Raw genomic sequence first — 20,846 nt, 5'->3', positions numbered from 1 at the left:
TGAGGACACAGAACATGAGCGATATCCCTGCCGACCTGCGTTTTGCCGAAAGTCACGAATGGGCCCGTCTGGAAGCCGATGGCACCGTCACCGTGGGCATCAGCGATCACGCTCAGGAAGCCTTGGGCGATGTGGTGTTCGTTGAACTGACCGAAGTGGGTAAGGTGTTTGCGGCTGGCGATCAATCCGGCGTGGTCGAGTCGGTCAAGGCGGCCTCCGACATCTACTCCCCGGTTGCCGGTGAAGTGATTGCCATCAACGAAGAGTTGAGCGGCACGCCTGAACTGCTCAACTCCGACCCGTACGGCGCGTGGATCTTCAAGGTCAAGCCAAGCAACCCCGATGACCTGAACAAGCTGCTCGATGCGGCGGGCTACAAAGCCGCCATCGGCGAGTAAGCCTGACGCTTCACCCCAAAGCCCCGACCTGTCGGGGCTTTTTTATGGGCATCAGGCACCCCGCGTTATCGTTGACGACCATCGCGAGCAAGCTCGCTCCTACAGGTGCGGTGTGATCCCTGTGGGAGCGAGCCTGCTCGCGATGAACGCCCAGGCACCGCGGCCATCAGGTTTGGTGGTGTCCCTGTGGGAGCGGGCTTGCCCGCGATGGTCGCCCAGGCACGGCGGGCATCCAGGCACCCTGCGCTATCGTTGACGGTTATCGCGAGCAAGCTCGCTCCTACAGGGGGAGGGGTGGCTGCTATGCTGGATTGACCGTGTTGCATCGACGCTGAGCGCCAGTCAAGAGAGAGCCCGTCATGTCCCAGTTGCCGTCCCTGAGCCAGTTACGCGATCCCAATGCCTTCCTGCGCCGTCACCTCGGCCCCGATGCCGCCGAGCAGCAGGCGATGCTCGACAGTCTGGGCCTTGGCAGCCGTGTCGAGCTGATTGAGCAGACGGTGCCGCCGAGTATCCGCCTCAACCGGGCCCTGGACCTGCCGCCGGCCCTCGATGAGCAGGCGGCACTGGCGAAATTGCGCGGTTATGCCGAGCAGAACCAGGTCTGGACCAGCCTGATCGGCATGGGGTATCACGGCACGCTCACCCCCACCGTCATCCTGCGCAATGTGCTGGAAAATCCCGGTTGGTACACCGCCTACACGCCCTATCAGCCTGAAATCGCCCAGGGCCGGCTCGAAGCGCTGCTCAATTTCCAGCAATTGACCATCGACCTGACCGGTCTGGAACTGGCCAACGCCTCCCTGCTCGACGAAGCCACCGCCGCCGCCGAAGCGATGGCCCTGGCCAAGCGCGTGGCCAAGTCGCGCAGTAACCTGTTTTTCGTCGATGAAAACTGTCATCCACAAACCATTTCGGTGGTGCGCACCCGTGCTGAAGGTTTCGGCTTCGAGCTCATCGTCGACACCCTGGACAACCTCAAGCAGCACCAGGTATTCGGTGCGCTGCTGCAATACCCCGACACCTACGGCGAAATCCGCGACCTGCGGCCGTTGATTGATCACCTGCACGCCCAGCAAGCCCTGGCCTGTGTGGCCGCCGACCTGTTGAGCCTGCTGTTGCTCACCCCGCCAGGCGAGCTGGGTGCCGACGTGGTCTTCGGGTCGTCCCAGCGCTTCGGCGTGCCCATGGGCTATGGCGGCCCGCATGCGGCGTTTTTTGCCAGTCGTGACGAATACAAACGGGCGATTCCCGGGCGAATCATTGGTGTCTCCAAGGATGCCCGCGGCAACACCGCATTGCGCATGGCGCTGCAAACCCGCGAACAGCACATCCGCCGGGAGAAGGCCAACTCGAACATCTGCACCGCGCAGGTGCTGCTGGCCAACATCGCCAGCTTCTATGCGGTGTATCACGGCCCGCAAGGCCTGAAGTCCATCGCCCAGCGCGTGCACCGACTCACCTGCATCCTCGCCGCTGGCCTGGAACGCCGGGGTATCAAACGCCTCAACCAGCACTTCTTCGACACGCTGACGCTGGAAGTGGGCGGCGCCCAGACGGCGATCATCGAAAGCGCCCAGGCCGCGCAGATCAACCTGCGCATTCTCGGGCGCGGGCAATTGGGCTTGAGCCTCGATGAAGCCTGCGACGAAACCACCGTGGCCAGGCTGTTCGATGTGTTCCTCGGCGCCGACCATGGCCTGGAGGTCGATACGCTGGACGGCGAAAACCTGCCGGCTGGCATTCCGGACGGATTGCTGCGCACCTCGCCGTACCTGCGGCACCCGGTGTTCAACGCCCATCACAGCGAAACCGAGATGCTGCGCTACCTCAAGCAGCTGGAAAACAAGGACCTGGCCCTCAACCAGTCAATGATCCCGCTGGGCTCCTGCACCATGAAGCTCAACGCCACCAGCGAGATGATCCCCATCACCTGGCCGCAATTCGCCAACCTGCATCCGTTCGCGCCCAGGGAGCAAGCGCTTGGCTACACCTTGATGATCGAAGAGCTGGAGAGTTGGCTCTGCGCCATTACCGGTTTCGATGCCATCTGCATGCAGCCCAATTCCGGCGCCCAGGGCGAGTACGCCGGCTTGCTGGCGATTCGCAAATACCATGAAAGCCGCCACCAGGGCGCGCGGGACATCTGCCTGATTCCTTCCTCGGCCCACGGCACCAACCCGGCGTCCGCGCAGATGGCCGGGATGCGCGTGGTGATCGTCGAGTGCGACGAGGCAGGCAACGTCGATCTGGCGGACTTGAAGGACAAGGCCAGCGATGCCGGCGACAAGTTGTCCTGCCTGATGGCGACCTACCCATCGACCCATGGTGTGTACGAAGAGGGCATCCGCGAGATCTGCGAAGTGGTTCACCAGCACGGCGGCCAGGTGTACATGGATGGCGCCAACCTCAATGCGCAGGTCGGGCTGGCACGGCCGGCGGACATTGGTGCCGACGTTTCGCACATGAACCTGCACAAGACCTTCTGCATCCCCCATGGCGGTGGCGGGCCCGGCATGGGCCCGATTGGCGTACGTGCGCACCTGGCGCTGTTCGTGGCCAATCACCCGGTGGTGACCATTGATGGCCCGCTGGCGCAAAACGACGCAGTCAGTGCGGCGCCCTGGGGCAGCGCGAGCATTCTGCCGATCAGCTGGATGTACATCGCCATGATGGGGCCACAACTGGCGGACGCCAGTGAGGTGGCGATCCTGGCGGCGAATTACCTGGCGCGGCATCTGTCCGGCGCCTTCCCGGTGCTCTACACCGGACGTAACGAACGGGTGGCCCACGAGTGCATCCTCGATCTGCGACCGCTCAAGGCGCTGACCGGCATCAGCGAGGAAGACGTGGCCAAGCGCCTGATGGATTATGGTTTCCATGCGCCGACCATGTCGTTTCCGGTGCCGGGTACGTTGATGGTCGAGCCGACCGAAAGTGAATCGAAAGCCGAGCTGGACCGTTTCATTGGCGCCATGCTGAGCATTCGCGCGGAAATCACCGAGGTGCAGAACGGCACCTGGCCGGCCGAAGACAACCCGCTCAAGCGCGCGCCACACACCCTGGCCGACATTACCGGCGTCTGGGAACGGCCTTACACCGCCGAGCAGGCGGTAACGCCGGATGCCCACACCAAGGCCCACAAGTATTGGCCCGTGGTGAATCGGGTGGATAACGTCTACGGCGATCGCAACCTGTTCTGCGCGTGCGTGCCGGTGGATGAGTATCGGTGAAGCTGCTCTGAAACATTGATGTACCTGTGGGAGCGAGCCTGCTCGCGATAAGTTTGGATTCGCCGAGGTAGTACCGGCCTTGCGCGTTATCGTTCACCGCCATCGCGAGCAGGCTCGCTCCCACAGGGGCGACGGGTGTCCAGCAGTTTTGGGATGGGCAAAAAAACGCCGCTCAATTGAGCGGCGTTTTTTTGTACAGCGGGAAACTTACTCGGATGCCACGGCGTTCTTCGCCAGGATCGCATTCGCCAGTTCCATGTCCGTGGCCTGCAGGCCAGGGTTGTCGGCGCGGACTTTCTGCATGGCGGCTTCCAGGTACGGGCCACGGATGCTGCCTTCACTGGCGACGAAACTGCCGGCATCGTCCTGTGCGGCGATGATCAGTTTGTGATCCTTGAAGGTCAGGTAAGTCGAGCCGGTGGTCGCGCCTGACGAAATGACGTTACGCCAAAAACTGTCGGCCATCGCCGAACCGACTGGCAGGGACAACAGGGCGACGGTAGCAACAGCGAGTTTGAAACGCATGATGGGTGACTCCACTGGGGGTTATATCTACGGCGTTGGATCGCCAACGCCCCTGTGGAGTTCCATGGTGCTCACTCGGCTTTTTCCACCTGCAGCACGACTCCGTGCTGGCCGACGACCCGGACCCGGCTGCCGGCGACGGCGTCCGGCCCGCGCGCCATCCACACGCCATCGGCCACCTTGATCTTGCCGCGCCCGTCGACAATCGACTCGTGCACCACAAAGGTCTTGCCGATCAGTTCCTGCCCGCGCAGGTTCAGGTTCGGCTCATCGCTCTGCCGCACGGCGCTGTGCTGGCGTCGCCACCAATACAGCGCGGTGGCGATCGACAGCAGGCCGAACAGCAAAAACTGCAGCTCCCAGGACAGATGCGGCACCACGAACGTCATCACGCCGACGGCGGCGGCCGCCATGCCGATCCACAGCAGATAACCGCCAGCACCAAACACTTCGAGAATCAGCAGCACCGTGCCCAGCGCCAGCCAGTCCCAGAACGATAGGTTTTGCAGGAATGCCCACATGGCGTGCCTCAGGCTTTCTTGTTATCGAACGTGGCCTTGACGATTTCGCCGATGCCGCCCACCGCGCCGATCATCGAGCTGGCCTCGAGCGGCATCAGGATGACTTTGCTGTTGTTGGCGGCTGCCAGTCCGCCCAGCGCATCAATGTATTTCTGAGCAACGAAGTAGTTGACCGCCTGCACGTTGCCGCTGGCAATGGCCTCGGACACCACTTTGGTCGCCTGGGCTTCGGCTTCGGCCTGGCGTTCACGGGCTTCGGCTTCGAGGAACGCCGACTGGCGAGCGCCTTCGGCCTCGAGGATCTGCGCCTGTTTCTTGCCTTCGGCGGTGAGGATCGCCGCGGCGCGCATGCCTTCGGCTTCGAGGATTTGCGCACGCTTGATCCGCTCGGCTTTCATCTGCCCCGACATCGCCGCCATCAGGTCGGCGGGCGGGCTGATGTCCTTGATCTCGATACGGGTGATCTTGATGCCCCACGGCGCGGTGGCTTCGTCGACGGTGCGCAGCAGTTTCTCGTTGATGTTGTCACGCTGGCTGAGCATCGCGTCCAGCTCCATCGAGCCGAGCACGGTGCGGATATTGGTTTGCAGCAGGTTGCGGATGGCGTGTTCGAGGTTGTTCACCTCGTACGCGGCCTGGGCGGTGTTGACCACCTGGAAGAAGCACACGGCGTCGATCTGCACCGTGGCGTTGTCGGCCGTGATCACTTCCTGCGGGGGAATGTCCAGCACGCTTTCCATAACGTTGATCTTGCGGCCGATACGGTCCATGACCGGAATGATGATGTTCAGGCCAGGTTTGAGGGTATTGGTGTAACGACCGAAACGCTCGACCGTCCATTGATAACCCTGTGGCACCACCTTGAAGCCCATGAAAAGAATGGCGACCACGAGGCCGACAAAAAGCAAAAGCACGCTACCGATCTGCATAACGATTCCCTGTTGATCAATGAAGTTGCGATAGCCGAAGTGTAACGGCGCGGCCTGAAGATAAAAACCGTCAGCCCGCGCCTACGCGGTCATTTCTGCTCGCTTTGCGGCGTCACCCGCAACACTTCTTCAATGGTGGTCAATCCGGCAGCAACCTTCTGCGCACCCGACAGGCGCAAACTGCGCATGCCTTCCTTGAAGGCCTGTCGACGGATCGCCAGCAGGTCGGTGTCGGGGCTGATCAGCGCTTTCAGGCTATCGCTCAGTTGCATGATCTCGTAGACCCCGGCGCGCCCGCGATACCCGGTGTCGCGGCACTCCAGGCAGCCGATGGCACGCTGGGCGTTGCCCGGCAGCGGCGCCTGCCAGGGTTTGGTCAGGGTTTGCCAGTCGTCTTCGGCCAGGGTCAGCGGCGCCTTGCAATGCGGGCACAACGTGCGCACCAGCCGCTGGGCCATGACACCCAGCACCGTGGCCTTGATCAGGTAATGCGGCACGCCCAGTTCCAGCAGGCGGCTGATGGCGCTGGGCGCGTCGTTGGTGTGCAGGGTCGAGAGCACCAGGTGACCGGTGAGCGCGGCCTGAATCGCCATCTCCGCGGTCTCGAGATCGCGGATCTCGCCGATCATGATGATGTCCGGGTCCTGACGCATGAGTGCGCGCACGCCGGAGGCGAATGTCAGGTCGATGTTGTGTTGCACCTGCATCTGGTTGAACGCCGGTTCGACCATCTCGATCGGGTCTTCGATGGTGCAGAGGTTGACCTCCGGGGTCGCCAGCTTTTTCAGGGTGGTGTAGAGCGTGGTGGTCTTGCCCGAACCGGTCGGCCCGGTGACCAGGATGATGCCGTTGGGCTGCTGGGTCATGTCCTGCCAGCGGCGCAAGTCATCGGCGGAGAAGCCCAGTTGATCGAAATCCTTGAGCAGCACTTCGGGGTCGAAGATCCGCATGACCATCTTTTCGCCGAACGCCGTCGGCAATGTCGACAGCCGCAGCTCGACTTCGCCGCCGTCCGGGGTCTTGGTTTTCACCCGGCCGTCCTGGGGTTTGCGTTTTTCCGCGACGTTCATCCGCCCCAGCGACTTGAGGCGACTGACGATGGCCATGGTCACCTGCGGCGGGAATTGATAGACGTTGTGCAACACGCCGTCGATGCGAAACCGCACCGTGCCCTGTTCGCGGCGTGGCTCGATGTGGATATCGCTGGCCCGCTGCTGGAAGGCGTACTGGAACAGCCAGTCGACGATGTTGACGATGTGCGCGTCGTTGGCGTCCGGCTCTTGGTCGCTGGCGCCCAGGTTGAGCAGTTGTTCGAAGTTGCCCAGGCCGCTGGCCTGGGACGGTTGATCGCCATGGGTCGCACCGCTGACCGATTTGGCCAGGCGGAAAAACTCCACGCTGAAGCGCTGGATGTCCACCGGGTTGGCCACCACGCGCTTGATCGGCAGCTTCAGCACGTGGGTCAGGTCGGCTTCCCAGCCTTTGACGTAGGGCTGGGCGCTGGCCACGGTCACCGCATCACGGTCGATGGATACCGCGAGAATCTTGTGGCGCTGGGCGAAGGCGTAGGACATCAGCGGGGTAATGGCCGCGACGTTGATTTTCAGCGGGTCGATGCGCAGGTACGGTTGGCCGGCCTGCTGCGACAGCCACAGGGTCAGGTTTTCCAGGTCCAGGTGTTTGCCCGGACGACTGAGGTCATCCAGTTGCTGGCTGGCGATGAATTCCAGCGGGTGCATCTGGCCATTGGCGGCGTGACGGCGGCGGGCGTTGAGCGCGTGCTCGGCCGAGTCCTGGCTGATAAAACCCTGGGCGACCAGTTCGCGCAGTAGATCGTTGAGATCCAGCCAGCGGTCCTGAATGGCAAGTTGAACGGACATGCGGGCTCCTCGAAGGCATCAGTCCGCAAAGGATAGTCGCGGTGCCGCTGACCGTTGGGCCACTACCCGACGAAGCCCGTATCGAAGTTTTTCAGCCCGCCGCCACCGCGGCTTCGAGCCACGGCGAATCAGCGGCGTGCAACTCCACGGAGCAGACACTGATCAGGTTGCGCAATTTTTCCGCGATCACCCAGGCTCTGTGCCAGCTCAGCCCGTCCATGACGATGTCGATCGACAGCATCTCCTCCTCGCGTTGCACGTTGACCTGTTGCGCAATCAGGTACTGCATGGCGAACAGGTTGAGCACGCGGCACAGCAGGTCGGGCTCGGCTTCGGCCAGCAGTTGATAGCGAACGCGGCAGTGGGCGTTGCTGGCATTCCAGCTATCGGCGCGGGCAGTGGCGGTATGGACGGCTTCCAGGTGCGGCATGATCGGTCTCCAAAATCACTGGAGAAATTTTTACATTCGATGCCGGGTATTTCTTATCTATGATGGAGGCCTATGGCGATTTATCGAATTGAATAATTCAATAACACATTAATCGAAGGATATTTTATGCAAAGCGAGCTGGACAGCTACGACCGCAGGATCCTCGCGCTGCTGCAAGAGGACGCTTCCCTTTCCAGCGCACAGATCGCCGAACGGGTCGGGCTGTCGCAGTCGCCGTGCTGGCGTCGGATCCAGCGGATGAAAGACGAGGGCATCATTCGCGGGCAAGTGACCTTGCTGGACCGCAAGAAGATCGGACTGAACACGCAGATCTTCGCCGAGATCAAACTCAACGCCCACGGCCGTTCGAACTTCACCGAGTTCACCGAGGCGATTCGCGGGTTTCCCGAAGTGCTGGAGTGTTACGTGTTGATGGGGTCGGTGGACTTCATGCTGCGCATCGTGGCCGCGGACATCGAGGCCTACGAGCGGTTCTTCTTCGAGAAGCTGTCGCTGGTGCCGGGGATCCAGGAAGTGAACTCGATCGTGGCGTTATCCGAGATCAAATCGACGACGAGTTTGCCGGTGATGCCGTAAGGCCTCACTGCTCCCTGTCATGCACCAAACCCCCTGTGGGAGCGGGCTTGCTCGCGATGGCGGCGTATCAGTCGAAACAGATGTGACTGACATACCGCTATCGCGAGCAAGCTCGCTCCTACAGGGGCGGATCAGCCGCGCAGCAGGATGCGCCAGGCGCGGTTCTGGTAAACGGCAATCGCCTGCTGCTTGCGCGCGTCGAGCAGCTCATCGGTGATCGTCGGTTCGCCGGCCAGTTGGGCAAGCTGCTTGAGCTCGCCGTACAGGCGGTCCATCTCCGCGATGTCCAGCACGTGACGGGCATGGTGCAGCCAGACCTGGATGCGTTCGATGCGCGGCAACTGCTCGGCCAGGTCTTCCGGTTGCTGCTGGTAGCGCTGCAATTGCAGGGAAGTGGCTTCTTCGGCCAACAGGCGCGGCAGCCAGCTGGCCAATTGCGCAGCGCCCTGGCGGTTGCCGCGCACGTTGCGCTCGGCGGCCCAGGTGCGGGCCATCAGCCAACGCGACAGGTTCAGGGAGAACTGGCCCCAGCGCGGGTCTTCGAGTTCTTCGAGGAATTGCTCGGGCGCGGCCTTGCGCACGTCTTCGTCGTCGATGCCGACCTGCACCAGCGGGCGCCAGTCTTCGAGCAAGGCATCCAGGGCGGCGCGCAGGTCGTGAGTGGACTGGCGCGGTGCGGCCTGGCCCAGGCTGCTGAGCAAGGCACGCATTTCGGCGAGGTTGTCGACCCAGTCCTGCAGCAGGCGCCAGTGGCCGTTGAAGCGATACTGTTCGGCCAGGCGCTGGCTGCTGCCGAGCAGGTGCCAGCAGAGCGCGGCGAAGGCGTCGTCCAGCGGTGTTTCGGCGGTCAGTTGCGGCGCCGGCAGGCTCAGCGAGTAGCTGTTGGCGTCGTACAGGCGATAACCGCGCTCGGCCTTGCTGATGTCACACGGCATCAGTGGCAGGGTCGCGGCCAGTTCGCTGGCCAGTTCCAGCAGGGCTTCAGGCTCGCCTTCGCGCAGCTCCAGCTCCAGCTCGCAGATTTCTTCCTTCTGCTTGCCGACCACGACGTGGCCCAGGTCCAGCGCGGCTTCGATGACCACTTTGGCCTTGCCACGGCCCCAGGCGATTTCTGCACGCTCGCGCACGAAATCGGTGGTGAAGATCGGCTTCAGGGTTTTCTTGTCCAGCTCGGCCAGTTGCTCCGGCCAGCATTCGCCGTCGAGTTTCTTGACGTCGAGTTTGGCCTTGGGCAGGTTCCAGTTGTACTCGTTGCGCTCGGACAGGCCGGCGACGCTCTGGCCGCGGGTCTTGAGGGTCTGGATGATCTCGTCGCCATCGCGGCGCAGGCGCAGGGCCACCTTGGCGCGGGCCAGATCACGCTCGGGCGTGTCGAGATACTGGTTCATCAGTTCACGGCGTTCCCAGCCATTTTTGTTGCGTTTTTTCAGCAGCGGGTGCTCGCGCAGGGCAGCGAGGGTTTCGCGGCTGACGCGGAGTTTGATTTCGGTTTCTTTCTGCATGGCCGGACAATCCAGGATCGGGAGTGCAGCCGGGGAAAAGATGGCTGCCAAGGCCGTGCAGTGTACAGGACTCGCCAGTGCTTCGCCGGACGACGGTTTATTCCTGTCGCCGGATGGTTCTATGATGGACTTCAATCCGCAATGGGAGTCAGCGATGCCTTTGCCGTCCATGAAAGATCAGTTCGCTGCGCTGATTGCCACGCCCTCGGTCAGTTGCACCCAGGCGCGTCTGGATCAGTCCAACCGCCCGGTGATCGACTTGCTGGCGACGTGGCTTGGCGACCTGGGGTTTGCCTGCGATATCCAGCAGGTCAGCCCCGGCAAGTTCAACCTGCTCGCCAGTTTCGGTTCCGGCCCCGGTGGCCTGGTGCTGGCCGGGCACAGCGACACCGTGCCGTTCGACGGCGCCTTGTGGCAGACCGATCCGTTGAAACTGACAGAACTCGATGGCCGCTGGATTGGCCTGGGCAGTTGCGACATGAAAGGTTTTTTCGCCCTGGCCATCGAGGCGGTCAAGCCCCTGCTCGACCAGCCGTTCAAACAGCCGCTGCTGATTCTGGCCACCTGCGATGAAGAAAGCTCGATGTCCGGCGCCCGCGCCCTGGCCGAAGCCGGGCGACCGCTGGGGCGTGCGGCGGTGATCGGCGAGCCGACCGGGCTCAAGCCGATCCGCATGCACAAGGGCATCATGATGGAGCGCATCGACATCCTCGGGCAGAGCGGGCACTCCTCGGACCCGCGCCTGGGCCACAGCGCCCTCGAAGCGATGCACGATGCCATCGGCGAACTGCGCGGCCTGCGCCTGCTGTGGCAGCGCGAGTTCCGCAACCCGCAGTTTGGCGTGCCGACGCCGACGATGAATTTCGGTTGCATCCACGGTGGCGACAACCCCAACCGCATTTGTGGCCAGTGTTCGCTGGAGTTCGACCTGCGCCCCCTGCCGGGCATGGACCCCAAGGCCCTGCGTGCGGAGATTCTGCAGCGGCTCAAGCCGGTTGCCGAACGACATCAGGTGAAGATCGACTACGCGCCGCTGTTCCCCGATGTGCCGTCATTCGAGCAGGCCGAAGGCGCCGAACTGGTGCGCATCGCCGAAAAGCTCACCGGGCACAGCGCCGAAGCGGTGGCGTTTGGCACCGAAGCACCTTATCTTCAGCGTCTTGGCTGCGAAACCGTGGTACTGGGCCCTGGCGACATCGCCTGCGCCCACCAACCGGGGGAATACCTCGAAATGTCACGTTTGCAGCCTACGGTGCATCTATTACGTCAGTTGGTTGAGCATTACTGCCTGACACCGGCTTCGGCCGGGTGAACACCGCAACCTTGTTGGATGAAATCACTGTGGGAGCGAGCCTGCTCGCGATTAGGGTGCATCAGTTTCCTATCGGCTGGCTGACACTCCGCTATCGCGAGCAGGCTCGCTCCCACAGGGGCAGTGTTTGTGTATTGCGTGAGCAGCCGTTTAAATTACCGTTGTCCAGCCCCGTATTCATGAGGAGAGCGCGCGTGTCGCCAAGCCTGTTCCGACGATAACCATCAGCCCGTTGTGCGTTTTCCGTTTCGCCCATTTTTTTGGCTGCTCTTTATTACAGGCCCAGGTTCATGCCCGATTACGTAAATTGGCTACGTCACGCTTCCCCTTACATCAACGCCCACCGCGACTGCACCTTTGTCGTCATGCTGCCCGGCGACGGCGTTGAGCACCCCAACTTCGGCAATATCGTCCACGACCTGGTGCTGTTGCACAGTCTTGGCGTGCGCCTGGTGCTGGTGCACGGCTCCCGCCCCCAGATCGAAGCCCGCCTCGCCGCACGCGGCCTGACCCCGCACTATCACCACGGCATGCGCATCACCGATGCTGCGACCCTTGAGTGTGTGATGGATGCCGTCGGCCAGTTGCGCATTGCCATCGAGGCGCGGCTGTCGATGGACATGGCTTCCTCGCCGATGCAGGGCTCACGCCTGCGGGTGGCCAGCGGCAACCTGGTGACCGCGCGGCCGATCGGCGTGCTCGAAGGCGTCGACTATCACCACACCGGCGAAGTGCGCCGGGTGGACCGCAAGGGCATCAATCGCCTGCTGGACGAACGCTCCATCGTGCTGCTGTCGCCCCTGGGTTACTCGCCTACCGGGGAAACCTTCAACCTCGCCTGTGAAGACGTCGCCACCCGCGCGGCCATCGACCTGGGTGCCGACAAATTGCTGCTGTTTGGCGAGGAACAAGGCCTGCTCGATGAGAACGGTCGCCTGGTCCGCGAACTGCGCCCGCAGCAGGTGCCGGCGCATTTGCAGCGCCTGGGCAGCAACTACCAGGCCGAACTGCTGGATGCGGCGGCCGAAGCCTGCCGGGGCGGCGTGGCACGCAGCCACATTGTCAGTTATGCCGAAGATGGCGCGCTGCTGACCGAGCTGTTCACCCGCGACGGTGGCGGTACGCTGGTGGCGCAGGAACAATTCGAGGTGGTGCGCGAGGCGGCGATCGAAGACGTCGGCGGACTGTTGGAATTGATCAGCCCGCTGGAAGAGCAGGGGATTCTGGTGCGCCGCTCGCGCGAGGTATTGGAGCGCGAGATCGAGCAGTTCAGCGTGGTCGAGCGTGAAGGCATGATCATCGCTTGCGCGGCGCTCTATCAGATTGCCGATTCGGATGCCGGGGAGCTGGCGTGCCTGGCGGTGAACCCGGAGTACCGCCACGGCGGTCGCGGCGATGAACTGCTCGAACGCATCGAAACCCGCGCCCGGGCCCAGGGCTTGAAGACGCTGTTCGTGCTCACCACGCGCACGGCCCACTGGTTCCGTGAGCGGGGCTTTGCCCCCAGCAGCGTCGAACGCCTGCCCTCGGCGCGGGCGTCGCTGTACAACTATCAGCGAAATTCGAAAATCTTCGAAAAAGCCCTCTGATACTCGGGCCGCCCGTTCCCCCTGTAGGAGCGGGCTCGCCCCGGGCGGCGTTCCGACTATGGGGCCTTGCCAATCGCTGAAAATGCCGGCCTGCGGATAATCGCAAAAAAGCGATCCTGATCAATTTTTCGCCAACATTTCTCTCTTAAGATCCGCCCGTCGGCAGTTTTCGCTCAACCTGAAAATAAAAATCGCCGATACACAAACTGTAACATTCGGCCGGGATCATGCGCGCTTCGCCCTGAAGGCGTCGCGTTTTCGATAGGGATTGACGTTAATCGCGCAGGTCAAAAGCTAATTGATCTAAACAAAGTCAGACAAATACTGTTTAGAAATTAGCGCGGGTGCCGATATGCTGTGTCCGGTTCAGGCTCAGCGCACAAGCTTTATTCCTGAATGATATGAAAACTGATGAAACAATTCTTTTTGGGTTTATGAATTAGTCATTACCCTGAAAGGACCAGACATCACGGCGATTAGACCTTGGTCGTAGACACACATGGTTACGATTGACTTGTGAGTCACGGTGCGGCGCTAATCGCGCATCTTCGGATCCCGGGCATACGACCCAGGACCAGGAACACAAGAATTAGAAACGTAGAGGAGCGAAACAATGAACAAGTCCACCTTGGCCCTGGCCGTGGCCGTAGGGGTTATGGCGCAGCAGGCAGGCGCCGCCGGTTTCATCGAAGACAGCAAGGCCACCCTGGGGCTGCGTAACTTCTACATCAACACCGACAACCGTAACGGTACCGGCGCAAACAAAAACGAAGAGTGGGGCCAAGGCTTCGATCTGCGTTTCACTTCCGGTTACACCCAAGGCACCGTAGGCTTCGGTATCGACGCCATCGGCCTGCTGGGCGTACGTCTGGATTCCGGTGGTGGCACTAACGGTGCTACTGCGACCTCCTACGGCGGCACTGTGTTCCCAAGCAAATCCAACGGTGAAGCGGTTGATAACTTCTCCAGCCTGGGTCTGACTGCCAAAGCCAAGATCTCCCAGACCGAACTGAAGCTGGGTACCCTGCAGCCGAAAAACCCGGTCATCGTGACCAACGACGGTCGTCTGCTGCCACAAACCTGGCAGGGTGGCCAGATCACTTCCGGCGACATCAAGGACCTGACCCTGGTTGGCGGTCAGATCGAAGCCGTGAAAGGCCGTAACTCCAGCAACAACGAACAGATGAGCATCGCCGGTGCCAACAGCCGTGGCCCGAACTTCCGTGACAGCAACAAGTTCATCTACGCTGGTGGCGACTACAAAATCACCAAAGACCTGACTGCCCAGTACTACTACGGCAATCTGGAAAACTTCTACAAGCAACACTTCCTGGGTCTGGTGCACAACTGGGCAATCGGTCCAGGCGTGCTGAAGTCCGACTTCCGTTACTTCAACAGCTCGGATGACGGCAACAACGCCAACGATCCGCTGTACTACAGCACCGGTAACTACAGCAGCACCGGCAACGGTAAAGGCAAAGTCGACAACAATCTGTACAGCGGCCTGTTCCTGTACACCGTTGCCGGTCACACCTTTGGTGGTGGTTACCAGGTCAGCAACGGCAGCAGCGACTTCCCTTGGCTGAACCAGGGTGACGGTTCTTCGAACTACACCATCACCGACATGCAGATCCAGAAGTTCAACCGTGCCGGCGAGAAAACGTGGCAGGCTCGCTACTCGTATGACTTCGCCAAGGTTGGCGTTCCTGGCCTGACCGCCGGTATGGTTTACCTGCGTGGTAGCGACATCGACACCAACCGCCAGAACGCTACTACACCTGCGGGCAACAACAACAGCGAGTGGGAGCGCGACCTGACTGTTGCTTACGTTGTGCCAGAAGGTCCGCTGAAAAACGTTGGTTTCATGTGGAAAAACGCTTCGTGGCGCAGCGGCATCCCAGGTCAGCGCGACCAGGACGAAAACCGTCTGATCCTCAGCTACTCGATCCCGCTGCTGTAATAGCGCTCGCGTAACAGCTGAAAAAAAGCCCCGCCCGGCATCACGCCGGGCGGGGCTTTTGCATTTCAGCGCGGGGTCACCCCCGTAATCCCGCGCTGAAATCCCCTCTTTACAGCAACTCAAGGCCTTCTCGAACCTTGAGCGCGATAGTCTTCGCGATGGCGCGGCACGTCCAGTGAACAGATTTTTAATATTCTTTAACGATCTAATAGCGTCTCTATTTATTCTTTTTATCAAACCTTAAATACGGTCTACAGTTGAGTTCTCTACCTCACTCATCAGGAGCCCACCATGAGCATCAGACTCGGCGACATCGCCCCCGATTTTGAACAGGATTCCAGCGAAGGCACTATCCGTTTCCATGATTGGCTGGGCGACAGTTGGGGCGTGCTGTTTTCCCACCCGGCGGACTTCACCCCGGTGTGCACCACCGAGCTGGGCTTTACCGCCAAGCTCAAGGACGAGTTCAGCAAGCGTGGGGTCAAGGCCATCGCCTTGTCCGTCGACCCGGTGGACTCGCACCACAAGTGGATCGGCGACATCAACGAAACCCAGAACACCATCGTCAATTTCCCGATCCTGGCCGACGCCGACCGCAAGGTCTCGGACCTGTACGACCTGATCCATCCCAACGCCAGCGACACCCTGACCGTGCGCTCGCTGTTCGTGATCGACCCGAACAAAAAAGTTCGGCTGACCATCACCTACCCGGCGAGCACCGGTCGCAACTTCAATGAAATCCTGCGGGTGATCGACTCGCTGCAACTGACCGACAACTACAAGGTGGCCACCCCGGCCAACTGGCAGGACGGTGATGAAGTGGTGATCGTGCCGTCGCTCAAGGATGAAGAAGAGCTCAAGCAGCGCTTCCCCAAAGGCTATCGCGCCGTAAGGCCCTACCTGCGCCTGACGCCGCAGCCGAATCGCTGATCGACTAGATTCACCCATCCCCTGTAGGAGCGAGCTTGCTCGCGATGGACTGCCAAGCCCCGCGGGGTGTCAGGCACAAAGTCATCGCGAGCAAGCTCGCTCCTACAGGAAGTGGGGCGCACTCAAATACAACGCAGGGGACTTCCAGGCCGTTTCGACGGCCTTTTTTTATGCCTTCATATATCTCCGTATCGAATAACCAAATGAATAAATATGATTTATGGATATATAAATCACCTGTTAAGGTCTCTCCATCGAAGCGAGATCGCACACTGCGAATCGCCTGTACCGTTCAAGGAATCGTCTGAATGCTGGTTGTCTCACTCGGTGGCAGTCCCAGCCAACGCTCCCGGTCCGGGGTGCTGCTGGAACGCTCCCAACGCTGGTTGCAAGCGCAGGGTGTGGAAGTGGTGAGTTACGGAGTGCGGGACTTCCCGGCCGAGGACTTGCTGCACGCACGGTTCGACAGTCCGAAAGTGATCGACCTGTTGCAACAGATCGAAAGCGCCGACGGCCTGCTGATCGCCACCCCGGTGTACAAGGCATCGTTCTCCGGTGCGTTGAAAACCGTGCTGGATCTGCTGCCCGAGCGTGCGCTGGCGCACAAGGTGGTACTGCCCATGGCCACCGGCGGCAGCATCGCCCACATGCTGGCGGTGGATTACGCGCTCAAGCCGGTGCTGTCGGCGTTGAAGGCCGATGAGTTGCTACAGGGGATCTTCGCTGTCGACAGCCAGATCGCCTACGGCGAAGGCAGTGCCGCGGCGCAACTGGCCCCGGAGCTGGAGCAACGACTGAACGAATCGCTGGAATTGTTTGCCAGCGCCATGGCGCGACGGCCCAAGCCGCTCGATCCGGGCCTGTTGAATGATCGTTTGTTGAGTGCTCGCTGGAGCATCTGAGCCACACCCTGATTTGATGTACTCACCTTACTCCGCCGCCAACGGCCCAGCAGGTGCAGCCAAAACCCAACTGCAAAAAGGAGAGCGCCATGCGCCCGGTCATTTTGCGTCGTGGTCTGGTCGCGCTGTTCGTTGCGGCTGTGTCCTTCGGCGCCATTACTCAAGCTCAAGCCGAGACTCTGCGGATCGGTTATCAGAAATACGGCACCCTGGTGCTGCTCAAGGCCAAGGGTACCCTGGAAAAGCGCCTAGCTGCCCAGGGCGTGGACGTACAGTGGACGGAGTTCCCCGGTGGCCCGCAGCTGCTTGAAGGCCTGAACGTCGGCTCCATCGACTTTGGCGTCACCGGTGAAACGCCACCGGTGTTCGCCCAGGCTGCCGGCGCCGATCTGCTCTACGTTGCCTACGAACCACCAGCGCCCCACAGCGAGGCGATCCTGGTGCCCAAGGATTCGCCGATCAAATCGGTGAAGGACCTCAAGGGCAAGAAAGTCGCGCTGAACAAAGGCTCCAACGTGCACTACCTGCTGGTCCGCGCGCTGGAAGACGCCGGCCTCAAATACAGCGACATCCAGACTGTGTTCCTGCCGCCGGCCGACGCCCGCGCCGCGTTCGAGCGCGGCAGTGTCGATGCCTGGGTGATCTGGGACCCGTACCAGGCCGCCGCCGAACAGCAACTGCAAGCGCACACCCTGCGTGACGGCCAGGGCATCGTCGACAACCACCAGTTCTACCTGGCCACCAAGCCGTACGCACAGAAAAACCCCGAGGTGATCAAGACCCTCGTGGAAGAAGTGCGCGGCGTCGGCGAATGGTCCAAGGCCAATCCCGAGGACGTGACCAAACAGGTCGCACCACTGCTGGGCCTGCCCGCCGATATCACCCTGACTTCGGTGAAGCGCCAGGGCTACGGCGCGCTGTTCCTGACCCCTGAAGTGGTCGCCGCACAGCAGAAAATCGCCGACAGCTTCTACCAGCTCAAATTGATTCCCAAGCCCTTGAGCATCAAGGACGTGATCTGGACACCACCGGCCGCCGTGGCCATGGCGCAGTAATCCGATTCCCCAAGGAGACCACTCCATGAGCCTCAATATTTTCTGGTTCCTGCCCACCCACGGCGACGGCCATTACCTTGGCACCGCCGAAGGCGCTCGCGCCGTGGACCACGGTTACTTGCAACAGATCGCCCAAGCGGCCGATCGCCTGGGCTTCGGCGGGGTGTTGATCCCCACCGGTCGCTCCTGCGAAGACTCGTGGCTGGTGGCGGCGTCGCTGATCCCGGTGACCCAGCGCCTGAAGTTCCTGGTCGCCCTGCGCCCCGGGATCATTTCCCCGACGGTGGCGGCGCGTCAGGCGGCAACCCTCGATCGTCTGTCCGGCGGGCGCGCGCTGTTCAACCTGGTGACCGGCGGTGACCCGGAAGAATTGGCCGGCGATGGTTTGTTCCTGACCCACGAAGAGCGCTACCAGGCCTCGGTGGAGTTCACCCGCATCTGGCGCCGCGTGCTCGAAGGCGAAACCGTCGACTACGATGGCCAGCACATCAGCGTCAAAGGCGCCAAGCTGCTCTATCCGCCGTTGCAGCAACCACGGCCGCCGCTGTACTTCGGCGGTTCCTCGGAGGCGGCGCAGGATCTGGCAGCGGAGCAGGTGGAGATGGTCCTGACCTGGGGCGAACCGCCGGCCGCTGTGGCCGAGAAGATCGCGCAGGTGCGTGCCAAGGCCGCGAAGCTGGGGCGCACGGTGCGTTTCGGTATTCGTCTGCACGTGATCGTGCGGGAAACCAACGCCGAGGCCTGGCAGGCGGCAGATCGCCTGATCTCGCACCTGGACGACGACACCATCGCCCGTGCCCAGGCCTCCCTGGCGCGCTTCGATTCGGTCGGCCAGCAGCGCATGGCGGCCCTGCACGGCGGCAGCCGCGACAACCTCGAAGTCAGCCCCAACCTGTGGGCGGGCGTCGGCCTGGTGCGCGGTGGCGCCGGTACGGCCCTGGTGGGCGATGGCCCGACCGTTGCCGCACGCGTAAAGGAATACGCGGACCTGGGCATCGACACGTTCATCTTCTCCGGTTATCCACACCTGGAGGAGTCCTACCGCGTGGCCGAGCTGCTGTTTCCGCACCTGGATATCGAGCGTCCCGAGTTGCCGAAAAGTGCCGGTTACGTCAGCCCGTTCGGCGAGATGATCGCCAATGACGTGCTGCCCAAAGCCGCGTCGCAGAGCTGAGGCGCGCCATGAAGAAAATTATCCACAACCTGGCGCCCTGGGCGTTGCCGGTCCTGCTGGTAGCGGTGTGGCAGTTGTCGGTGTCGGCGGGCTGGTTGTCGACGCGGATCCTGCCGGCACCCATCGCGGTGATCGAGGCCGGGGTCAGCCTGGTCAGCAGCGGGGAAATCTGGACGCACCTGGCGATCAGTGGCTGGCGCGCGGCACTGGGTTTTGCCATCGGTGGCGGCATCGGCCTGGTCCTGGGCTTCATCACCGGGCTGTCGAAATGGGGCGAGCGCCTGCTCGACAGTTCGGTGCAGATGATCCGCAACGTGCCGCACCTGGCGCTGATTCCACTGGTGATCCTGTGGTTCGGCATTGATGAGTCGGCGAAGATTTTCCTGGTCGCCCTGGGTACGTTGTTTCCGATCTACCTCAACACCTATCACGGCATCCGCAACGTCGACCCGGCGCTGGTGGAAATGGCGCGCAGCTATGGCTTGTCCGGCTTCAGCCTGTTCCGCCAGGTGATCCTGCCGGGTGCATTGCCTTCGATTCTGGTCGGCGTGCGCTTCGCCCTGGGCTTCATGTGGCTGACCCTGATCGTCGCCGAGACCATCTCGGCCAGCTCCGGCATCGGCTACCTGGCGATGAATGCCCGGGAGTTCCTGCAGACCGACGTCGTGGTCCTGGCGATTCTGTTGTACGCCGTACTCGGCAAGCTCGCCGACCTCGCGGCCCGAGGGCTGGAGCGCGTCTGGCTGCGCTGGCATCCGGCCTATCAGGTCGCCAAGGGAGGTGCGGCATGACGGCCCAACAACCTCCACGCCTGCTGCGCGGGATTCCGCTGGCGGTGCGCAAGCTGCAAAAGACCTTCGGTTCGCGACGGGTGTTGCGCGAGATCGACCTGCACATTCCGGCGGGCCAGTTCGTCGCCGTGGTGGGGCGCAGCGGTTGCGGCAAAAGCACCTTGCTGCGCCTGCTCGCCGGTCTCGACCAGCCCACGGGCGGCGAGCTGCTGGCCGGCACCGCGCCGCTCAGCGATGCCCGGGAAGACACGCGCCTGATGTTCCAGGAAGCGCGGCTGCTGCCGTGGAAAAAGATCATCGACAACGTCGGCCTGGGCCTCACCGGCGATTGGCGGCCCCAGGCGCTGCAAGCGCTGGAGGCGGTCGGCCTGGCGGATCGCGCCAACGAGTGGCCGGCGGCGTTGTCCGGTGGCCAGAAGCAGCGGGTGGCTCTGGCCCGGGCGCTGATCCATCAGCCGCGCCTGCTGCTGCTCGACGAGCCGCTGGGGGCGCTGGATGCCCTGACCCGAATCGAAATGCAGCAGCTGATCGAGCGGCTCTGGCAGCAGCACGGCTTTACCGTGCTGCTGGTGACCCACGATGTCAGCGAAGCCGTGGCGATTGCCGATCGGGTGATCCTGATCGAAGACGGCGAAGTTGGCCTCGACCTTCAGGTGGAACTGCCGCGCCCGCGAGTGCGTGGCTCCCATCGGCTGGCGGCGCTGGAAACCGAAGTGCTCAACCGCGTCCTCGCGCTGCCTGGCGAGCCGCCGGAACCGGAACCTGTTTCACCCTTGCCTACGCAACTGCGTTGGGCCCAATAACTCAAGCCTCATCCAACGACAGGAATCAACATCATGACTATCAAAGCCATCAACGTGCGTAACCAGTTCAAAGGCTCGATCAAGGAAATCGTCCTCGGCGACGTGCTCTCGGAAATCGACGTACAGACTGCTTCCGGCATCGTCACCTCGGTGATCACCACCCGCTCGGTGAAAGAGCTGGAGCTGGTGGTCGGCAGCGAGGTGATCGCGTTCGTGAAATCCACTGAGGTGTCGATCGCCAAGTTGTGATTGCATCTGTTGTTTCGGCGGTGCGCCCATCGCGAGCAGGCTCGCTCCCACAATTGACTCATTCCA

At 62.0% G+C, this 20,846-nt stretch carries 19 protein-coding genes; 13 read left to right on the top strand and 6 right to left on the bottom strand.

Annotation, left to right across the window (positions count from 1 at the left end; genetic code table 11):
* Positions 1–14: 14 nt before the first annotated feature.
* Positions 15–398 carry a glycine cleavage system protein GcvH gene (gcvH, locus tag ABVN20_RS12585; protein ID WP_368555972.1) on the top strand — a complete coding sequence of 128 codons (384 nt, stop codon included), beginning with the start codon at positions 15–17 and terminating at the stop codon, positions 396–398.
* A 359-nt stretch (positions 399–757) separates the two neighbouring features.
* Entirely contained in the window at positions 758–3,631 is a 2,874-nt protein-coding gene (gene gcvP, locus ABVN20_RS12580) for an aminomethyl-transferring glycine dehydrogenase (RefSeq protein WP_368555971.1), read from the top strand.
* Between the two features lie 207 nt (positions 3,632–3,838).
* Here the strand turns inward: gcvP and ABVN20_RS12575 are convergent, their stop codons facing one another.
* From ABVN20_RS12575 to ABVN20_RS12555, 5 genes are all read right to left on the bottom strand, one after another.
* Positions 3,839–4,156, bottom strand: coding sequence for a DUF2388 domain-containing protein (locus tag ABVN20_RS12575; RefSeq protein ID WP_368555969.1), 318 nt, complete (start codon positions 4,154–4,156; stop codon positions 3,839–3,841).
* A gap of 71 nt (positions 4,157–4,227) precedes the next feature.
* Positions 4,228–4,677, bottom strand: coding sequence for an NfeD family protein (locus tag ABVN20_RS12570; RefSeq protein ID WP_368555968.1), 450 nt, complete (start codon positions 4,675–4,677; stop codon positions 4,228–4,230).
* A gap of 8 nt (positions 4,678–4,685) precedes the next feature.
* Positions 4,686–5,606 carry an SPFH domain-containing protein gene (locus ABVN20_RS12565; protein WP_368555967.1) on the bottom strand — a complete coding sequence of 307 codons (921 nt, stop codon included), beginning with the start codon at positions 5,604–5,606 and terminating at the stop codon, positions 4,686–4,688.
* Positions 5,607–5,695: 89 nt separating this feature from the next.
* Positions 5,696–7,486, bottom strand: a complete 1,791-nt coding sequence (locus ABVN20_RS12560) for a GspE/PulE family protein (RefSeq protein ID WP_368555966.1) — start codon at positions 7,484–7,486, stop codon at positions 5,696–5,698.
* Positions 7,487–7,577: 91 nt separating this feature from the next.
* The gene (locus ABVN20_RS12555) at positions 7,578–7,916 is read right to left on the bottom strand and encodes a hypothetical protein (protein ID WP_368555965.1); all 339 of its coding nucleotides are present in this window, start codon (positions 7,914–7,916) and stop codon (positions 7,578–7,580) included.
* A 126-nt stretch (positions 7,917–8,042) separates the two neighbouring features.
* Here ABVN20_RS12555 and ABVN20_RS12550 point away from each other — a divergent pair, with 126 nt between their 5' ends.
* Positions 8,043–8,513 (top strand): Lrp/AsnC family transcriptional regulator, encoded by a 471-nt coding sequence (locus tag ABVN20_RS12550; protein ID WP_368555964.1) that lies wholly within the window; start codon positions 8,043–8,045, stop codon positions 8,511–8,513.
* 131 nt (positions 8,514–8,644) lie between these two features.
* Here the strand turns inward: ABVN20_RS12550 and ABVN20_RS12545 are convergent, their stop codons facing one another.
* Positions 8,645–10,015 carry an inorganic triphosphatase gene (locus tag ABVN20_RS12545; RefSeq protein WP_368555963.1) on the bottom strand — a complete coding sequence of 457 codons (1,371 nt, stop codon included), beginning with the start codon at positions 10,013–10,015 and terminating at the stop codon, positions 8,645–8,647.
* A gap of 154 nt (positions 10,016–10,169) precedes the next feature.
* On the opposite strand from ABVN20_RS12545, the gene argE reads away from it, so the two are divergent.
* From argE to ABVN20_RS12495, 10 genes are all read left to right on the top strand, one after another.
* Positions 10,170–11,327, top strand: coding sequence for an acetylornithine deacetylase (gene argE / locus ABVN20_RS12540; RefSeq protein ID WP_368555961.1), 1,158 nt, complete (start codon positions 10,170–10,172; stop codon positions 11,325–11,327).
* 290 nt (positions 11,328–11,617) lie between these two features.
* A complete protein-coding gene (gene argA / locus ABVN20_RS12535; protein ID WP_368555960.1) occupies positions 11,618–12,916 on the top strand; it encodes an amino-acid N-acetyltransferase in 1,299 nt (432 codons plus the stop codon).
* A 613-nt stretch (positions 12,917–13,529) separates the two neighbouring features.
* Positions 13,530–14,876, top strand: a complete 1,347-nt coding sequence (locus ABVN20_RS12530) for an OprD family porin (RefSeq protein ID WP_368555959.1) — start codon at positions 13,530–13,532, stop codon at positions 14,874–14,876.
* 291 nt (positions 14,877–15,167) lie between these two features.
* Positions 15,168–15,806 carry a peroxiredoxin gene (locus ABVN20_RS12525; RefSeq protein WP_368555957.1) on the top strand — a complete coding sequence of 213 codons (639 nt, stop codon included), beginning with the start codon at positions 15,168–15,170 and terminating at the stop codon, positions 15,804–15,806.
* Positions 15,807–16,114: 308 nt separating this feature from the next.
* Complete coding sequence (gene ssuE, locus ABVN20_RS12520; RefSeq protein ID WP_368555956.1) at positions 16,115–16,708, top strand: NADPH-dependent FMN reductase; 594 nt, start codon at positions 16,115–16,117, stop codon at positions 16,706–16,708.
* 89 nt (positions 16,709–16,797) lie between these two features.
* On the top strand, positions 16,798–17,763 hold the full coding sequence (locus ABVN20_RS12515; protein ID WP_368555955.1) for a sulfonate ABC transporter substrate-binding protein: 966 nt from the start codon (positions 16,798–16,800) through the stop codon (positions 17,761–17,763).
* A 25-nt stretch (positions 17,764–17,788) separates the two neighbouring features.
* Positions 17,789–18,937, top strand: coding sequence for an FMNH2-dependent alkanesulfonate monooxygenase (ssuD, locus tag ABVN20_RS12510; RefSeq protein ID WP_368555954.1), 1,149 nt, complete (start codon positions 17,789–17,791; stop codon positions 18,935–18,937).
* A gap of 8 nt (positions 18,938–18,945) precedes the next feature.
* Entirely contained in the window at positions 18,946–19,728 is a 783-nt protein-coding gene (ssuC, locus tag ABVN20_RS12505) for an aliphatic sulfonate ABC transporter permease SsuC (RefSeq protein WP_368555953.1), read from the top strand.
* On the top strand, positions 19,725–20,531 hold the full coding sequence (gene ssuB / locus ABVN20_RS12500) for an aliphatic sulfonates ABC transporter ATP-binding protein (RefSeq protein ID WP_368555951.1): 807 nt from the start codon (positions 19,725–19,727) through the stop codon (positions 20,529–20,531). Before ssuC ends, ssuB begins: the two co-directional genes overlap by 4 nt.
* Before the next feature lie 33 nt (positions 20,532–20,564).
* A complete protein-coding gene (locus ABVN20_RS12495) occupies positions 20,565–20,780 on the top strand; it encodes a molybdopterin-binding protein (protein WP_003229256.1) in 216 nt (71 codons plus the stop codon).
* Positions 20,781–20,846 lie beyond the last annotated feature (66 nt).

Origin of the sequence: Pseudomonas sp. MYb118 (assembly GCF_040947875.1) — a bacterium.
Classification (GTDB): domain Bacteria; phylum Pseudomonadota; class Gammaproteobacteria; order Pseudomonadales; family Pseudomonadaceae; genus Aquipseudomonas.
The sequence above is the reverse complement of the archived record's forward strand: the minus strand, read 5'-3'. Positions and strand labels throughout refer to the sequence as shown.

Excerpts from the sequence above, each read along its gene's own strand:
- gcvH (WP_368555972.1), top strand. The coding sequence starts at position 15 with ATGAGCGATATCCCTGCCGACCTGCGTTTTGCCGAAAGTCACGAATGG.
- gcvP (WP_368555971.1), top strand. The coding sequence starts at position 758 with ATGTCCCAGTTGCCGTCCCTGAGCCAGTTACGCGATCCCAATGCCTTC.
- ABVN20_RS12575 (WP_368555969.1), bottom strand. The coding sequence starts at position 4,156 with ATGCGTTTCAAACTCGCTGTTGCTACCGTCGCCCTGTTGTCCCTGCCA.
- ABVN20_RS12570 (WP_368555968.1), bottom strand. The coding sequence starts at position 4,677 with ATGTGGGCATTCCTGCAAAACCTATCGTTCTGGGACTGGCTGGCGCTG.
- ABVN20_RS12565 (WP_368555967.1), bottom strand. The coding sequence starts at position 5,606 with ATGCAGATCGGTAGCGTGCTTTTGCTTTTTGTCGGCCTCGTGGTCGCC.
- ABVN20_RS12560 (WP_368555966.1), bottom strand. The coding sequence starts at position 7,486 with ATGTCCGTTCAACTTGCCATTCAGGACCGCTGGCTGGATCTCAACGAT.
- ABVN20_RS12555 (WP_368555965.1), bottom strand. The coding sequence starts at position 7,916 with ATGCCGCACCTGGAAGCCGTCCATACCGCCACTGCCCGCGCCGATAGC.
- ABVN20_RS12550 (WP_368555964.1), top strand. The coding sequence starts at position 8,043 with ATGCAAAGCGAGCTGGACAGCTACGACCGCAGGATCCTCGCGCTGCTG.
- ABVN20_RS12545 (WP_368555963.1), bottom strand. The coding sequence starts at position 10,015 with ATGCAGAAAGAAACCGAAATCAAACTCCGCGTCAGCCGCGAAACCCTC.
- argE (WP_368555961.1), top strand. The coding sequence starts at position 10,170 with ATGCCTTTGCCGTCCATGAAAGATCAGTTCGCTGCGCTGATTGCCACG.
- argA (WP_368555960.1), top strand. The coding sequence starts at position 11,618 with ATGCCCGATTACGTAAATTGGCTACGTCACGCTTCCCCTTACATCAAC.
- ABVN20_RS12530 (WP_368555959.1), top strand. The coding sequence starts at position 13,530 with ATGAACAAGTCCACCTTGGCCCTGGCCGTGGCCGTAGGGGTTATGGCG.
- ABVN20_RS12525 (WP_368555957.1), top strand. The coding sequence starts at position 15,168 with ATGAGCATCAGACTCGGCGACATCGCCCCCGATTTTGAACAGGATTCC.
- ssuE (WP_368555956.1), top strand. The coding sequence starts at position 16,115 with ATGCTGGTTGTCTCACTCGGTGGCAGTCCCAGCCAACGCTCCCGGTCC.
- ABVN20_RS12515 (WP_368555955.1), top strand. The coding sequence starts at position 16,798 with ATGCGCCCGGTCATTTTGCGTCGTGGTCTGGTCGCGCTGTTCGTTGCG.
- ssuD (WP_368555954.1), top strand. The coding sequence starts at position 17,789 with ATGAGCCTCAATATTTTCTGGTTCCTGCCCACCCACGGCGACGGCCAT.
- ssuC (WP_368555953.1), top strand. The coding sequence starts at position 18,946 with ATGAAGAAAATTATCCACAACCTGGCGCCCTGGGCGTTGCCGGTCCTG.
- ssuB (WP_368555951.1), top strand. The coding sequence starts at position 19,725 with ATGACGGCCCAACAACCTCCACGCCTGCTGCGCGGGATTCCGCTGGCG.
- ABVN20_RS12495 (WP_003229256.1), top strand. The coding sequence starts at position 20,565 with ATGACTATCAAAGCCATCAACGTGCGTAACCAGTTCAAAGGCTCGATC.